The organism is Streptococcus mitis (assembly GCF_002096855.1).
GTDB lineage: Bacteria > Bacillota > Bacilli > Lactobacillales > Streptococcaceae > Streptococcus > Streptococcus mitis_Y.
Map to the genome: position 1 here is coordinate 150,759 of NZ_NCVH01000032.1, position 15,331 is coordinate 166,089.

General features: G+C 41.9%; 14 protein-coding genes, 1 pseudogene and 1 riboswitch. Of the genes and pseudogenes, 11 read left to right on the plus strand and 4 right to left on the minus strand.

Annotation, left to right across the window (positions count from 1 at the left end; all coding sequences use genetic code 11):
• The first annotated feature begins 4 nt into the window (after positions 1-4).
• On the plus strand, positions 5-568 hold the full coding sequence (locus tag B7698_RS07590) for a DNA-3-methyladenine glycosylase I (RefSeq protein ID WP_084865171.1): 564 nt from the start codon (positions 5-7) through the stop codon (positions 566-568).
• Positions 569-629: 61 nt separating this feature from the next.
• On the opposite strand, the gene B7698_RS07595 is transcribed toward B7698_RS07590, so the two are convergent.
• The 4 genes from B7698_RS07595 to B7698_RS07610 all read right to left on the minus strand — a co-directional run bounded on the left by B7698_RS07595 (position 630) and on the right by B7698_RS07610 (position 3,934).
• Complete coding sequence (locus B7698_RS07595; protein ID WP_084865172.1) at positions 630-1,661, minus strand: S66 family peptidase; 1,032 nt, start codon at positions 1,659-1,661, stop codon at positions 630-632.
• Positions 1,662-1,812: 151 nt separating this feature from the next.
• Positions 1,813-2,076 carry a SemiSWEET family transporter gene (locus B7698_RS07600; protein ID WP_000166114.1) on the minus strand — a complete coding sequence of 88 codons (264 nt, stop codon included), beginning with the start codon at positions 2,074-2,076 and terminating at the stop codon, positions 1,813-1,815.
• 224 nt (positions 2,077-2,300) lie between these two features.
• Positions 2,301-2,978, minus strand: coding sequence for a DUF1129 domain-containing protein (locus B7698_RS07605; RefSeq protein ID WP_084865173.1), 678 nt, complete (start codon positions 2,976-2,978; stop codon positions 2,301-2,303).
• Between the two features lie 11 nt (positions 2,979-2,989).
• Positions 2,990-3,934: a magnesium transporter CorA family protein gene (locus B7698_RS07610; RefSeq protein ID WP_000815623.1), complete on the minus strand. Its 945-nt coding sequence runs from the start codon at positions 3,932-3,934 to the stop codon at positions 2,990-2,992.
• 131 nt (positions 3,935-4,065) lie between these two features.
• On the opposite strand from B7698_RS07610, the gene uvrA reads away from it, so the two are divergent.
• The 10 genes and pseudogenes from uvrA to B7698_RS07660 all read left to right on the plus strand — a co-directional run bounded on the left by uvrA (position 4,066) and on the right by B7698_RS07660 (position 15,288).
• Positions 4,066-6,897 (plus strand): excinuclease ABC subunit UvrA, encoded by a 2,832-nt coding sequence (gene uvrA, locus B7698_RS07615; protein ID WP_084865174.1) that lies wholly within the window; start codon positions 4,066-4,068, stop codon positions 6,895-6,897.
• On the plus strand, positions 6,890-7,951 hold the full coding sequence (locus B7698_RS07620) for a M24 family metallopeptidase (protein ID WP_001042845.1): 1,062 nt from the start codon (positions 6,890-6,892) through the stop codon (positions 7,949-7,951). The genes uvrA and B7698_RS07620 overlap by 8 nt, the downstream gene beginning before the upstream one ends.
• A gap of 57 nt (positions 7,952-8,008) precedes the next feature.
• Positions 8,009-8,159, plus strand: a riboswitch (M-box (ykoK) riboswitch).
• 194 nt (positions 8,160-8,353) lie between these two features.
• On the plus strand, positions 8,354-11,014 hold the full coding sequence (gene mgtA, locus B7698_RS07625) for a magnesium-translocating P-type ATPase (protein WP_084865175.1): 2,661 nt from the start codon (positions 8,354-8,356) through the stop codon (positions 11,012-11,014).
• Positions 11,015-11,149: 135 nt separating this feature from the next.
• Positions 11,150-11,548 carry a transcriptional regulator Spx gene (gene spx, locus B7698_RS07630; RefSeq protein WP_000591165.1) on the plus strand — a complete coding sequence of 133 codons (399 nt, stop codon included), beginning with the start codon at positions 11,150-11,152 and terminating at the stop codon, positions 11,546-11,548.
• A gap of 66 nt (positions 11,549-11,614) precedes the next feature.
• Positions 11,615-12,183 (plus strand): annotated as a pseudogene (locus B7698_RS07635) (SP0191 family lipoprotein).
• Positions 12,184-12,269: 86 nt separating this feature from the next.
• A complete protein-coding gene (locus tag B7698_RS07640) occupies positions 12,270-12,536 on the plus strand; it encodes an IreB family regulatory phosphoprotein (RefSeq protein WP_000507059.1) in 267 nt (88 codons plus the stop codon).
• Positions 12,537-12,539: 3 nt separating this feature from the next.
• Entirely contained in the window at positions 12,540-12,959 is a 420-nt protein-coding gene (ruvX, locus tag B7698_RS07645; protein ID WP_004239076.1) for a Holliday junction resolvase RuvX, read from the plus strand.
• A gap of 15 nt (positions 12,960-12,974) precedes the next feature.
• Positions 12,975-13,280, plus strand: coding sequence for a DUF1292 domain-containing protein (locus tag B7698_RS07650; RefSeq protein ID WP_000017620.1), 306 nt, complete (start codon positions 12,975-12,977; stop codon positions 13,278-13,280).
• A 206-nt stretch (positions 13,281-13,486) separates the two neighbouring features.
• Positions 13,487-14,737 carry a folylpolyglutamate synthase/dihydrofolate synthase family protein gene (locus B7698_RS07655; RefSeq protein WP_084865176.1) on the plus strand — a complete coding sequence of 417 codons (1,251 nt, stop codon included), beginning with the start codon at positions 13,487-13,489 and terminating at the stop codon, positions 14,735-14,737.
• A gap of 86 nt (positions 14,738-14,823) precedes the next feature.
• The gene (locus tag B7698_RS07660; protein WP_084865177.1) at positions 14,824-15,288 is read left to right on the plus strand and encodes an SP_0198 family lipoprotein; all 465 of its coding nucleotides are present in this window, start codon (positions 14,824-14,826) and stop codon (positions 15,286-15,288) included.
• The last annotated feature ends 43 nt before the right edge of the window (positions 15,289-15,331 follow it).

Below are 15,331 nucleotides of genomic sequence, written 5' to 3' on the forward strand. Positions count from 1 at the left end.
GAGCATGACAAAACGTTGTTCGTGGGTCAAGATGACCAATCCGCTCTACATTGCCTATCATGATGAGGAGTGGGGTCATCCCCTCCATGATGACCAAGCATTGTTTGAGTTATTGTGTATGGAAACCTATCAAGCGGGCCTGTCTTGGGAAACGGTGCTCAACAAACGCCAAGCTTTCCGAGAAGCCTTTCATGGCTATCAAATTCAAGCAGTCGCAGAGATGACCGACACCGAATTGGAAGCCTTGCTGGAGAATCCAACCATTATCCGAAATCGAGCCAAGATTTTTGCTACACGCGCTAACGCCCAAGCCTTTCTATGGTTACAGGCAGAATATGGCTCTTTTGATGCCTATCTTTGGTCTTTTGTTGAGGGGAAAACGATTGTTAACGATGTTCCCGATTACCGCCAAGCCCCAGCTAAAACACCTTTGTCTGAAAAAATGGCTAAAGATCTCAAAAAACGAGGCTTTAAGTTTACAGGACCAGTCGCCGTCTTGTCTTTTCTACAAGCAGCAGGGCTGGTTGATGACCACGAGAATGATTGTGAGTGGAAAAGCGGTCATTAGTATGTACAGGTAACTAGCATATCTGAGAATATAGAAAAAAGCTGAGAAACTCTTCCCAGCTTTATTTGTTATAGTCAAAGCGAATGACTTGCTCCTGTGCATCTACATGGGCATGGACTCCAAAGGGTACAATGGCTCTTGGAGTTGCGTGGCCGACATTTAGATTATAGATAATCGGGATATTGCTGTCAATAATATCCAATAGTGCCTCTTTATAGTCGTCATAGAAAGTTTCATCCATAGGTTTTCCGACCAGGAGTCCACTGATGGCCTCGAATATACCAGTGTTCTTTAAAGTCTGCAACATCTTTTTGAAGTCTTCTGGCTCAGGCTTTTCTTCGCTTGTTTCTAGCAATAGGATTTTTCCTTCCCAGTCTGACAAGTCAGGGAAAAGTTTGTATTTTTGGCAGAGCTCCGTGCTGTCTGCGTATCGAGAGTTGTCAAAGATATCGTAGAGAGATTCGAGGCAACCACCGAGGATTTCTCCCTCGAACTGGGCATTTCCTTGTAACAAGTCAAAACCAGTATTTGTATGATTGATACGAGGTGTTCCTAGAGCCTTGGGACTGAAGTCAGTTCGTTCCTCATACCAAACGTGACTAGGGCGGATTTCTGAGATTCTTCCAGTCTCAATCAATTCTTTAAAGTAGTGAAAGCTATAGGGCAACATCTCCTTGTCCAATTCACAAATGTCTGCTAAAAAGGATTGACCATAAAAAGTTTTAACACCTAGTTTATGCAACATGAGATGGTTCATGGTTGTATCCGAGAAGCCAAGAAAAATTTTTTGTTTGATAACCTTTTGTAGTTGGTCATTTTCAAAAAGATAAGGTAGTAAGCGATAGGTGTCGTCTCCACCGATGGCGCATAGGATCATGTCGATACTATCATCAGAAAAGGCATGAATCAAATCCTCTGCACGCGCTTCAGGATGGTCCTTGATAAAGTCTAAACCATTTAGCGAATGGGGCAAAAAGATAGGATTGAGTCCCAGGTCCTTGAGACGTTGGACACCCAAGTCCACTTCGTGTTTGACAAAGTCTTCTCCGATAATGCCACTAGATAAACTAACAATACCAATAGTAGAAATCATATTTTATCCTCCTAGAAATAGATTGAGCCTATTTTATCACAAAAGATTAGATAGAGCTATGTGGGATTTCAGAAGAATTCTTTAAAATCCAAAAAGTAAGTGAAAAAGCAACCGCACCTGCAGTTGCTTTTTATACATACTATTAGATTTGTTAGAGTGAAGTCAAAAAAGTGATTCCACCTAAAATAACACCGGCTGAATTTGGAATGATTAGTATCCAATCCTTCTTAGGTTCCTTTGTCCATCCATAAATAACCCAGATTAAGCAAGATATAGCAGCTGATAAAGGTTGAAATGGTTGAGCTTTATTTCCCTGTAAATTAGCGATAATTTGAGGTATGTAGGCAATAAATACTATAATTCCAATAAAGGCACCAATGGAGCCTACGATTCGATTAATTTTTTGTTTTGTCATATTTCCCTCCAATTATAGAGTATCAAAATAATTGTATATAGGCAAGGAATATGCTCATTTGTTGTTATTCTCTGTACAAAATAGAATAAAATGTTTACATTTATGTTTTATAAAGTATAAATGTACTGAATTTTAGATAGAGTTAAATATTTTTTACATGATTGTTTAAAGATTAAAAAATCATGGTTCTTATGATGTTGAACCATGATATGTTTCCGTTCTTCTTAATAACGTGTTGGTCCTGCACTTGCGCTACGGATATTCAAGCGTTTCTTGAGATAGAAGCGAAGGGCTAGGAGGGCTGCTCCGATAATAGCCAGTGGCAATGGAGCAAGTACTGGGTTAAGGCTAGCTGGTAGGAAGCTTGTCGCAAAGAAGACAAGCAACCAAAGGAACATAGAAGCTAGGATAACCAGTACAGATTTCCAGAAAGGTGGGCGTTGACTGCGATCCATGTCTGGTCCATAATATTGGTAAACAAAGTAGTACATCAAGTAGAAGGCAAATCCACCAACCAGTCCAACTAATAGGAGGGTGATCAAACCGTAACCGATAGCTTGGTCTGCTGAGAAGAAGGTTGTGAGGGCGCTGATAAGGGCAAAGAGGCTAGTGATGAAAAGGGCTGAATCCATAATCATGAGTTTTGGATCATCATTTTCTTTTGGATGCTCTTTTTCATATTGTTCCTTGACAGTGAAACTATGAGCCCAGTGGGTCGGTGCGCCATAGAGGGAACGAGCAGTCGTACCCTTGGCTTGCTCTTCAAGGATTTTGGGAATGACTTCCTCAAAAATAGCCTTGATTTCAGCGTCTGTTTTCCCATCTTTGATGAATTGTTGGGTAGCGATATGGACAAACTCTTGGTTTTTCTTGGTTAATTTTTGTAGATCAATTTGAGACATAGGAACTCCTCTTAGAACCATTTTTTATGGATGAGATAGAGAGTGAGCGAGACACTCATAGCAAAGGCGATAAAGACGATTAACCAGAAGGCATTTGGCTCTCCGTTTAGGGGGATTTCATTATCCTTAAAGTTCATCCCGTAGGCAGAAAAGACCATGGTTGGGATGGACATGACGATGGTCACAAGGGCCAAGGTTTTCATGATGTTGTTCTGGTTGTTAGAAATGATAGAGGCGAAGGTCTCTGTCATAGAATGCAAGACGTTTCCATAAATGTCTGCCATCTCGATAGCCTGTTGGGTTTCAATCAAGGTATCTTCAAGCAGGTCTTCGTCCTCAAGGTATTTCTTGATATTGCTGGTTGAGCTGGTCAATTTCTTAATCACACGCTCATTTGTTTTGAGGGAGGCCTTGAAATAGACGATGGTTTTTTCCAATTCCATGAGCTCAATCAATTCTTCATTACGAGTTGATTGATGCAGTTGACTTTCAATTTGTTCACTCTTACGATCAATCGAACGAAGGGCTGTTAGGTAGAGCTCTGCATTGCGATAAAGAATCTGAAAGATAAAACGCGAACGCATGAAAGTGTAGAAATTACGCAAACGACGGTTGATAAAGACATCAAGGACTGGTAATGGTTCCAAACACGTAGTGATAATGGTTTCCTCAGTGATGATAATACCAAGCGGGATGGTTACGTAGTAGGTGCGATTATTTCTTTCTTCTGTGACCGGCACGTCAACGATAATCAGGGTATACTCGTCTTCAATCGTAATACGAGACATTTCTTCCGCATCGAGCGGTGCTCGAAGATCGGCAATATCGATATCGAAGGCGTTGGCGATTTCGAGTGATTCATTTTGAGTTGGATTGACGAGATTGATCCAAGTACCCGGTTCAAGCGTATCGATCTCTTTAAATTCAGTTGTTGTAGAGAGAAAAACTTGTTTCATATCCCTTATCCTTTCTCATTTTTCAGATTTTTTCACACCGTACTATTATACTACAAAATCGGCCTTTTGGGTAATAGAATCTCACTTTTTTTGGTATAATGGTAAGCAATAATGGACTAGAAAGAACAAAGATGCAAGATAAAATTGTCATTCATGGGGCGCGTGCCCATAATTTAAAAAATATTGACGTGGAGATTCCACGAGACAAGCTAGTTGTTGTGACTGGTTTGTCAGGTTCAGGGAAATCCAGTCTGGCCTTTGATACCCTCTATGCGGAGGGACAACGTCGCTATGTGGAGAGTTTGTCAGCCTATGCTCGTCAGTTCTTGGGGAATATGGAGAAGCCTGATGTAGATGCTATTGATGGTCTCAGCCCAGCTATTTCTATCGACCAGAAAACGACTAGTAAAAACCCTCGCTCGACGGTTGGAACCACGACTGAAATCAATGACTATCTGCGTCTCCTCTACGCACGTGTGGGGACGCCTTACTGTATCAACGGGCATGGAGCTATCAAGGCTTCTTCTGTGGAGCAAATCGTGGATAAGGTTTTAGAATTGCCTGAACGCCAGCGCTTGCAGATTTTGGCCCCTGTCATCCGCAAGAAAAAAGGCCAACATAAGAGTGTTATCGAGAAGGTTCAGAAAGATGGGTATGTTCGTGTCCGTGTGGATGGGGAAGTCTATGATGTGACCGAAGTGCCAGAGTTATCCAAGAGCAAGCAACACAATATTGATGTCGTAGTTGACCGTATTGTCATCAAGGAGGGTATTCGTAGTCGTCTCTTTGATTCCATTGAGGCTGCCCTTCGTATCGCTGAAGGTTATGTCATTATCGACACTATGGACGACTCTGAGTTGTTGTTCTCTGAGCATTATGCCTGTCCAGTTTGTGGCTTTACTGTTCCAGAGTTAGAGCCTCGCCTCTTCTCTTTCAATGCTCCTTTTGGCTCTTGTAGTGAGTGTGACGGCTTGGGCATCAAGCTGGAGGTGGATACTGATTTGGTAGTGCCAGATGCCAGCAAAACGCTACGTGAGGGGGCGCTAGCACCTTGGAATCCTATCTCATCCAACTACTATCCAAACATGCTAGAGCAGGCTATGACAGCCTTTGGAGTGGATATGGATAAGCCTTTTGAGGACTTGTCAGAAGAGGATACGAACTTGATTCTCTATGGGTCAGATGGCAAGGAATTCCATTTCCACTATGAGAATGAATTTGGTGGTGTGCGCGATATTGACATTCCTTTTGAGGGAATTGTCAATAATATCAAGCGTCGCTATCACGAGACAAACAGCGATTACACCCGCACCCAGATGCGCCTCTACATGAATGAGCTGACCTGCGGAACCTGTCACGGTTACCGTCTCAATGATCAGGCCTTGTCTGTCCGTGTGGGTGGCGAGCAAGGGCCACATATCGGAGAAATTTCAGACCTGTCTATCGCAGACCACTTAGACTTGGTGAGCCAGCTGACCTTGTCTGAAAATGAAGCCATCATCGCTCGTCCCATTCTCAAGGAAATCAAGGATCGTTTGACCTTCCTTAATAACGTGGGTCTTAACTATCTGACCCTGTCACGTTCGGCAGGAACTCTTTCAGGTGGGGAAAGTCAGCGTATTCGCTTGGCGACCCAGATTGGTTCTAACCTATCAGGTGTTCTTTATATTCTAGACGAGCCGTCAATCGGTCTTCACCAGAGGGATAATGACCGTCTGATTGCCAGTCTCAAAAAGATGCGTGACTTGGGCAATACTCTTATCGTGGTGGAACATGACGAAGATACCATGCGTGAGGCTGATTATCTGATTGACGTTGGTCCTGGTGCGGGTGTTTTTGGTGGGGAGATTGTTGCGGCAGGTACGCCCAAACAGGTAGCTCGTAACAGTAAGTCTATCACAGGCCAGTACTTGTCAGGCAAACGTGCCATTCCAGTACCAGAAGAACGCCGTGTTGGTAATGGTCGTTTTATCGAGGTGACGGGAGCGCGTGAGAACAACCTGCAAAATGTCACAGCTCGCTTCCCACTAGGAAAATTCATCGCAGTGACAGGGGTGTCGGGCTCAGGGAAATCGACCCTAATCAATAGCATTCTCAAAAAAGCTATTGCCCAGAAGCTCAACCGCAATTCAGACAAACCTGGTAAGTTTAAAACGATTACAGGGATTGAGCATGTAGACCGCTTGATTGATATTGATCAGAGCCCTATCGGACGAACGCCGAGGTCTAACCCTGCTACCTATACGGGAGTTTTTGACGATATACGTGACCTCTTTGCCCAGACAAATGAGGCTAAGATTCGTGGTTACAAAAAGGGACGTTTCAGTTTCAATGTCAAGGGTGGTCGTTGTGAAGCCTGCTCAGGTGACGGGATTATCAAGATTGAGATGCACTTCTTGCCAGATGTTTACGTGGCTTGTGAAGTCTGCCACGGGACTCGCTACAATAGTGAAACCCTAGAAGTTCATTACAAGGAAAAGAATATCTCGCAGGTCTTGGACATGACTGTCAATGATGCGGTGGAATTTTTCCAACACATTCCGAAAATTCAACGCAAACTTCAGACCATCAAGGATGTAGGGCTAGGCTATGTGACGCTAGGTCAACCAGCTACCACTCTTTCTGGGGGAGAAGCCCAGCGTATGAAGCTGGCTAGCGAACTCCACAAACGCTCGACAGGCAAGTCATTCTATATTCTGGATGAACCGACGACAGGACTCCATACAGAGGATATCGCTCGCTTGCTCAAGGTTTTAGCTCGCTTTGTTGACGATGGCAATACAGTCCTTGTTATCGAGCACAATTTAGACGTTATCAAGACAGCAGACCATATTATTGACTTGGGACCTGAGGGCGGTGTCGGTGGTGGAACCATCATCGCAACAGGAACTCCAGAAGAAGTAGCGGCCAATGAAGCCAGCTACACAGGACAGTATTTGAAAGGAAAGTTACATCATGAATAAACGTGTACAAGCATTTCTAGCTAAAATGCAAGAAAAAGAACTAGATGGCATCATCATCAATAACCTTAAAAACGTCTATTACCTTACTGGTTTTTGGGGCTCAAACGGAACAGTCTTTATCAGCCGTGACCGTCAGGTCTTGGTGACAGACTCTCGCTATATCATTGCAGCTAAGCAAGAAACCAGTGGCTTTGAGATTGTGGCAGACCGTGATGAATTGGCTGTCATTGCAGGAATTGTCAAGGACATGGGCTTGTCTCGTATCGGTTTTGAAGATGAGATTTCAGTGTCTTATTATCACCGTATGCAGGCAACCTTTGAAGGAATTGACTTGCTTCCACAAACTCAGTTTGTCGAAGGTCTTCGAATGATTAAGGACGAGGCAGAGATTGCAGCTATTCGCAAGGCTTGTTCTATCTCAGACCAAGCTTTCCGCGATGCGCTTGACTTTATCAAACCAGGAAAGACTGAGATTGAGATTGCCAACTTCCTTGACTTCCGTATGCGTGAGTTGGGAGCATCTGGCTTGTCTTTTGATACGATTCTAGCTAGTGGTATCAACTCTTCCAAACCTCATGCTCATCCTATGCACAAACCAGTGGAGCTGGGAGAAGCCATTACTATGGACTTCGGTTGCCTTTATGACCACTATGTCAGTGATATGACACGGACTATCTATCTGGGGCATGTCAGCGACGAGCAGGCGGAGATTTACAATACGGTTTTGAAAGCCAACCAAGCCTTGATTGACCAGGCTAAGGCAGGATTAGGTTTCCGAGACTTTGACAAAATCCCTCGTGATATTATTATCGAGGCGGGCTATGGCGACTACTTTACCCACGGTATTGGACACGGTATTGGGCTGGATATTCATGAGGAACCTTACTTTAGCCAAACTTCTACAGAAATTATTAAGGCAGGTATGGCCTTGACCGATGAACCAGGTATCTATATAGAAGGCAAATACGGTGTTCGTATCGAGGATGATATCTTGATTACAGAGACCGGTTGTGAATTGTTGACCCTAGCTCCAAAAGAGTTGATAGTTATCTAAGAGTTAAACAACTCAAATGATTGACTTTTAAATTTTAAAGGTTTATACTGAAAAACGAAAACGGTAGGTGAGGCTACCATAGGGATACGGATGACTACCGCAAAGCAGTGGAGACACTACTCGTTGGTCAACAGTCCTGGTCGCGAAGGCCAAGACTAAGCTCATTACATTGCCCTATGGAGTTAAAGCTTGAACGAAAAACAGATAATTAGTTTTTTAATCCTGCCATTTTATGGTGGGATTTTCTACTGTTTAAATCAAAGAAAGGAGATAGACGATGCAAATTGACGATCATCCGGAACCGCACATACACAGCCAATCGCTGATTTGTGTCATTCTGCCCTTATAAAGTGATTGGTCTCTGTGTATGAAACACATCATTCATACAGATAGGAGAAACCAATGAAAACTACAAAAGAAAGATTAGCAACAGCTATTCATACATCTTTAAACGAAACTCTATCTTTTTATAAGACAAGTCTAACAGGCTTGACTGAGGAGCAGGTGGAGAAAAATCGTGACCTATATGGCGAAAATACCATCACAAAGGGTCAAGAAGAAAGTATCCTCAAAAAGATTTACGAATCCATTATCAATCCTTTTACGATCATCTTACTGGTCATCGCCGTGATTTCCTTGGTGACCAATGTCTGGTTGGCAAAACCAGGTCAAGAAGATCCGACAACTTCCATTATCATCGTTGTCCTAGTCCTCATTTCTGGTGGCATACGCTTTGTCCAAGAACTCCGTAGTGATAAGGCTGCGACTAATCTATCAAAAATGATTGTCAACACAGCGACTGTCATTCGTCAAGGAGAAATCCAAGAAGTACCTATCGATGATTTGGTAGTGGGTGACGTGGTTAAATTAAGCGCTGGAGACATGATTCCAGCAGATCTTCTTTTATTTGAGTCGCGCGATTTCTTTGTACAACAGTCGGGCTTGACAGGTGAAAGTGAATCGGTTGAAAAATTGGCCTTGACCAAGGCAACAGTTCAACAATCTGATAGTCTGCTAGAAGCAGAAGCGCTCGCCTTTATGGGAACCAATGTCTTATCTGGTAGTGCCAAGGCCGTGGTTTTAGCAGTTGGTGATGATACCATGATGGGAGCCATTGAGCAGACTTTGAACACCTATGAAGAGCCTACTTCGTTTGAGCGGGAGATGAATAGTATTTCGTGGCTCTTGATTCGTTTGATGCTGGTCATGGTGCCCATCGTTTTCTTGTCCAATGGTTTAACAGATGGTGACTGGCTGGAAGCTGGCGTATTTGCTTTGAGTGTTGGTGTCGGATTAACACCTGAGATGCTTCCTATGATTATCACGGCCAGTCTAGCAAAAGGCTCCATCATTATGGCCAAGGAAAAAGTGGTTATCAAGAAACTCAATGCCATACAGGACTTAGGGGCGATTGATATTTTGTGTACAGATAAGACAGGAACTCTAACCCAAGACGAAATTGTCCTTGAATATCCCTTGGACATCCACGGACGCTTGGATTTGACCGTCTTGAGACGAGCTTATCTCAATTCTTATTTTCAAACGGGCTTGAAAAATTTGATGGACAGAGCTATCATCAAACGGACTGAAAAGGAAGCCAAAGAACACACCCTCTTACAAAATCTGGATCAAACTTTTCAAAAAATAGATGAGCTTCCCTTTGATTTTGAACGTAGACGGATGAGTGTTATCGTTAAGGATGAACACGAAGTTGTTAGTTTGGTAACCAAGGGTGCCCTAGAGGAAATGTTGACGATTTCCAGTTATGCGGAATATCAAGGAGTGATTACTCCCTTGACAGATGTTATTAGAGAAGAAATTTTAGCAGAAGTCCGACAACTAAATCAACAAGGTTTACGTGTCTTGGGAGTGGCCTATAAGTCAGGTTTGAGGGAAGGTCATGCCTATACAGTTGATGATGAAGGGGATATGATTCTAACTGGTTATTTAGCCTTCCTAGATCCTCCTAAACCATCTGCAGCACCAGCAATTAAGGCTCTGTTAGAACATGGAGTTCAAACAAAAATTTTGACGGGAGACAACGAGAAAGTTACCCAATCAGTCTGTGAAAAGGTTGGTTTGGATATCAATCAGATGCTGTTAGGATCTGAAATTGATCAGATGAGTAATCAAGAATTGGCTCAAGCCGTGGAGGAGGTAACAGTCTTTGCCAAACTTTCTCCTGACCAAAAAGCGAGGATTATTTTGCAATTTAAAGCTAATGGTCATGCTGTAGGCTATATGGGGGATGGAATCAATGACGCTCCTTCTATGAAAGTTGCAGATGTGGGGATTTCTGTTGATACAGCAGTAGATATTGCCAAAGAAACAGCTGATGTTATCCTACTTGATAAGGATCTCATGGTGCTGGAAAAAGGACTTGTTGAAGGGCGTAAGGTCTATGCCAATATGACTAAATATATCAAAATGACAGTGAGTTCTAATTTTGGAAATATCTTATCCCTATTGGTCTCTGGCATCTTTTTGCCATTTTTACCAATGGCACCAGTCCATTTGATTATCCTAAATCTAGTCTATGATTTGTCTTGTATTGCCTTGCCTTTTGACAAGGTGGATAAAGATTTTTTGAGAAATCCGCATACCTGGGAAGCCAAGTCCATCACACGTTTCATGATTTGGATGGGACCTATCTCTTCTGCCTTTGATATTTTGACCTTTATTTTGCTTTATTTTATCATTGTACCCATGACAACAGGTCAAGCTTATGTTCATGGGGCAGAGTCTGCCGTAGGATTTATTGTCTTGTTTCAGACAGGTTGGTTTATCGAGTCCATGTGGTCACAGACCATGGTTATCCATATGCTGCGTTCAGCCAAAATTCCCTTTTTACAAAGTCGTCCAGCTTGGCTAGTCCTTGTGACAACCTTATTGGCTGCAGCCTTTGTGACCTTCCTTCCCTACAGTCCACTCGCAATCCTACTTCATCTAACTCCATTAAAACCGATTTATTTCATCTTTTTGCTTTTCATCATTATTTTGTATATGATTAGCGTGACAATTGTGAAAAAAATCTATATCAAGAAATATCAAGAATGGCTGTAAATTTCATTTTGTCAAGAAAAAAGTACGAAAATGACGAAAAAAGTTAAAAAAATTTAAAAATAGGTCGCAAGTCGGATGTTTTTTATGGTATAATAGACTAAACTGATAGTAACATGTAGCGAAAGGGGTAGGTACATGATTAAAATTTATACAGTCTCAAGTTGTACTAGCTGTAAAAAAGCAAAAACCTGGCTCAATGCCCACCAGTTAAGTTATAAAGAACAAAACCTTGGTAAAGAAGGAATTACGAGAGAAGAATTACTGGATATTCTAACCAAAACAGATAACGGAATAGCCAGCATCGTTTCATCTAAAAATCGCTATGCCAAAGCCCTTGGAGTGGATATTGAAGATTTGAGTGTCAACGAAGTCCTCAATCTGATTATGGAAACACCGAGAATTTTAAAGAGCCCAATCCTTGTAGATGAAAAACGCCTGCAAGTTGGCTATAAGGAAGATGATATTCGTGCCTTCCTACCACGCTCTGTCCGTAATGTAGAAAATGCAGAAGCACGTTTGCGTGCAGCTCTATAAACATCAAGGCTGGGAGTGCTTCCTAGCCTTGTTTGCTCTTTTAATTCAAAAATGATGTGAGGAATTATGAAAAAAATACTGATTACAAGTTTTGCACTACTTTTCTTGCTTGCTGGATGTGGACAAAAAAAGCGACAACTGCGTCCTCTAGCAGTAAATCTGAAACGTTACAGTCAACTTTACCTGTCCTAGAGAATGCTGAGAAGAATACAGTAGTTACAAAAACATTTATGCTACCGAAGTCAACAGACGGCAGTCAGCAGATTCAAACAGTCACATATAAAGGAAAACAATTTTTAAGTTTGACTATTATTCAAAAAAGACCAGTTACCGATGAATTGAAGACTTTTGTAACTGAGCATGGTGTAGAGGCAACCCAAAAAGCACTCATTGAAGCTGAAGGTAAAGATACCTCAATTCAGGAAGCGCGCAAGTTGCCAGGTTTTACACTTGAGACGAAGCTACTAAGTGAAACAGAAATTCAAACAACAACTACTTATGATTTTCAGGTTTTAGATATCAAAAAAGCTTCACAGGTTGAATATTTAAAGAATATTGGCTTGGAAAATCTTTTGAAAAATGAACCGAGTCAATATGTAGCAGACAGATTGGCAAATGGTGCGACAGAACAGTAGAAAATCCAAATAAATAGACTGCCTGAATTGTAGAACGTAAGGAATTATGCTATAATGGTACTATTCTAAGGAAAGAGGGTGTTAGAATGGGATTTACTGAAGAAACAGTACGTTTTAAATTGGACGATTCCAATAAAAAAGAAATTAGCGAAACTCTGACTGATGTTTATGCTTCGTTGAACGATAAGGGCTACAACCCGATTAACCAAATCGTAGGTTACGTATTGAGTGGAGACCCTGCCTACGTTCCTCGTTATAATAATGCACGAAATCAAATCCGTAAGTATGAGCGCGATGAAATCGTTGAAGAATTGGTCCGCTACTACCTTAAAGGACAAGGAGTCGATTTATAACCTATGAGAATTATGGGATTGGACGTCGGTTCAAAAACGGTAGGGGTGGCTATTAGCGATCCGCTTGGTTTTACAGCTCAAGGACTTGAAATCATCCAAATCAACGAGGAGCAAGGCCAATTTGGTTTTGACCGCGTTAAGGAGTTGGTTGATACTTACAAGGTGGAACGATTTGTAGTGGGCTTGCCTAAAAACATGAACAATACAAGCGGACCGCGCGTGGAAGCTAGTCAAGCCTACGGAGCAAAGTTAGAAGAGCTTTTTGGTTTACCAGTAGACTATCAGGATGAACGCTTGACAACAGTTGCCGCAGAGCGCATGTTGATTGAGCAAGCAGATATTAGCCGTAACAAGCGCAAGAAAGTCATTGATAAGTTAGCAGCTCAGCTGATTTTACAAAATTATTTAGATAGAAAATTTTAATACAAAGGAGAGGCTATGTCACACGATCATAACCACGACCACGAAGAACGTGAATTAATTACACTAGTAGATGAGCAAGGAAATGAAACCTTGTTTGAAATCCTTTTGACGATTGACGGAAAAGAAGAATTTGGTAAAAACTATGTTCTTCTAGTACCAGTTAACGCAGAAGAAGACGAAGACGGACAAGTTGAAATCCAAGCTTACTCATTCATCGAAAACGAAGATGGAACAGAAGGCGAATTGCAACCAATCCCAGAAGACTCAGAAGACGAATGGAATATGATTGAAGAAGTCTTCAACAGTTTTATGGAGGAGTAAAAACGTCCGGGGGACGTTTTTAGCCTGACGCTAAAAATAAAAACCGTCAGTAAATTCGGAGGATATTTTTACCCTAAGTTAATATTCATAGTAGCTAGTTATTAGCTAACCAGGTGAGAGGTCGGGACGAAAATCCTGGCCTCGTTTTTGTTAGTTATGAGACTTTATTGAGACAGTTGATTGAACCTGTAATTAAGGAGATGTATATGTTTGAAGTAGAAGAATGGCTCCATAGTCGGATTGGTTCGAATTTTCGATCAGGCTTGGGTCGAATGCAACAAGCGGTGGATTTGTTGGGGAATCCCGAGAAGTCTTATCCTATTATCCACGTAACAGGAACTAATGGAAAAGGTTCTACCATTGCTTTCATGAGGGAGTTATTTATGGGACATGGCAAAAAAGTTGCGACCTTTACCTCCCCTCATATCGTCTCTATTAATGATCGAATCTGCATTAATGGGCAACCTATAGCAGACACAGACTTCATCCGTTTGGCTGAGCAGGTCAAGGAGATGGAAAAAACGCTTCTGCAAACTCATGATCAGTTGTCCTTTTTTGAATTGCTGACCTTGATTGCTTTTCTTTATTTTAGAGAGCAAGAGGTGGATTTGGTTTTATTAGAAGTGGGAATTGGTGGCTTACTTGACACAACCAATGTGGTAATTGGAGAGATTGCTGTCATCACCTCCATCGGACTTGACCATCAGGAGACTCTGGGTGACAATATAGCAGCAATTGCAAAGCAGAAAGCTGGTATTTTTAAGGCTGGTAAAAAGGCAGTGATTGCTAAGTTGCCTTCAGAAGCTAGGCTTGTTTGTCAGAAAAAAGCAGACTCTTTAGCTGTTGACCTTTATCAGGCAGGCCAAGATTTTTCAATGCTGAATGGGAATTTTTCAAGCTCTTTGGCTAACCTTTCACAGTTGAAAATAGGTTTAGAAGGAGCTTATCAGCAAGAGAATGCGGCCTTGGCGTTGCAAACTTTTCTTCTCTTTATGAGGGAAGAAAAGGAAGTTGTTAATGAGCAGGCTGTAAGACAAGCTTTGGAGAAGACCCATTGGGCTGGTCGTTTAGAGCGTATTCGCCCTCAGATTTATTTGGACGGTGCTCATAACCTCCCTGCCTTGACTCGCTTGGTTGAATTTATTAAAGAAAAAGAGCAGGAAGGATATCGTCCTCAAATCCTATTTGGAGCCTTGAAACGGAAGGATTATCAAGGGATGTTGGCTTATCTGACTGAGAATTTGCCTAAGGTGAAACTCAAGGTGACAGGCTTTGACTATCAAGGTTCTTTGGATGAAACAGATGTAACAGGTTACGATATAGTTCCTTCTTACCGAGAATTTATTAGCAATTTTGAAGCAAGAGCAGATGCCCAGGATTTGTTGTTCGTTACAGGTTCTCTCTATTTTATCTCAGAGGTACGGGGCTATCTACTGGGGCATGAGCAGATAAATTGACCTCCTTTTTTGAACTTGTTATACTAGGAAAACTACTAGTTAGAAGGAAAAACTTCTGTAAATTGGTAGCAGAAAGGAAATTCATCATGAAATTAAAAAGATTCACACTTTCTCTTGCTTCTCTAGCAAGTCTTAGTCTCTTAGTAGCTTGTTCACAAAGAGCTCAACAAGTTCAACAACCAGTAGCTCAATCGCAAACTCAACAAACTCAGCAATCACAACCTGCTGCTTCATCTTCGGCAGAAAATTCAAACCAGACAGCAACAAGTTCTTCACAAAATGCGCCTGAGGATCAACCAACCAATATTGATGGAACTTATACCGGTCAGGACGAAGGAGACCGTATCACTTTAGTGGTAACTGGAACAACTGGTACATGGACACAGGTGGAAACTGATGGGGAACAAGAAATCAAGCAGGTTAGCTTTGATGCTGCTAATCAACGCATGATTATTGGGGATGATGTCAAGATTTATGCAATCAATGGCAATCAGATGATTATTGACGATATGGACAGAGAAGCATCTGATCGCATTGTTTTATCAAAATAGACTAGAAGGAGACTGGTTCTGTCAGTCTCTTTTGCTTTTACTC

Bases quoted from the DNA above. Each gene is read 5' to 3' on its own strand.
- B7698_RS07590 (WP_084865171.1), top strand. From the start codon at position 5: ATGACAAAACGTTGTTCGTGGGTCAAGATGACCAATCCGCTCTACATT.
- B7698_RS07595 (WP_084865172.1), bottom strand. From the start codon at position 1,661: ATGATTTCTACTATTGGTATTGTTAGTTTATCTAGTGGCATTATCGGA.
- B7698_RS07600 (WP_000166114.1), bottom strand. From the start codon at position 2,076: ATGACAAAACAAAAAATTAATCGAATCGTAGGCTCCATTGGTGCCTTT.
- B7698_RS07605 (WP_084865173.1), bottom strand. From the start codon at position 2,978: ATGTCTCAAATTGATCTACAAAAATTAACCAAGAAAAACCAAGAGTTT.
- B7698_RS07610 (WP_000815623.1), bottom strand. From the start codon at position 3,934: ATGAAACAAGTTTTTCTCTCTACAACAACTGAATTTAAAGAGATCGAT.
- uvrA (WP_084865174.1), top strand. From the start codon at position 4,066: ATGCAAGATAAAATTGTCATTCATGGGGCGCGTGCCCATAATTTAAAA.
- B7698_RS07620 (WP_001042845.1), top strand. From the start codon at position 6,890: ATGAATAAACGTGTACAAGCATTTCTAGCTAAAATGCAAGAAAAAGAA.
- mgtA (WP_084865175.1), top strand. From the start codon at position 8,354: ATGAAAACTACAAAAGAAAGATTAGCAACAGCTATTCATACATCTTTA.
- spx (WP_000591165.1), top strand. From the start codon at position 11,150: ATGATTAAAATTTATACAGTCTCAAGTTGTACTAGCTGTAAAAAAGCA.
- B7698_RS07640 (WP_000507059.1), top strand. From the start codon at position 12,270: ATGGGATTTACTGAAGAAACAGTACGTTTTAAATTGGACGATTCCAAT.
- ruvX (WP_004239076.1), top strand. From the start codon at position 12,540: ATGAGAATTATGGGATTGGACGTCGGTTCAAAAACGGTAGGGGTGGCT.
- B7698_RS07650 (WP_000017620.1), top strand. From the start codon at position 12,975: ATGTCACACGATCATAACCACGACCACGAAGAACGTGAATTAATTACA.
- B7698_RS07655 (WP_084865176.1), top strand. From the start codon at position 13,487: ATGTTTGAAGTAGAAGAATGGCTCCATAGTCGGATTGGTTCGAATTTT.
- B7698_RS07660 (WP_084865177.1), top strand. From the start codon at position 14,824: ATGAAATTAAAAAGATTCACACTTTCTCTTGCTTCTCTAGCAAGTCTT.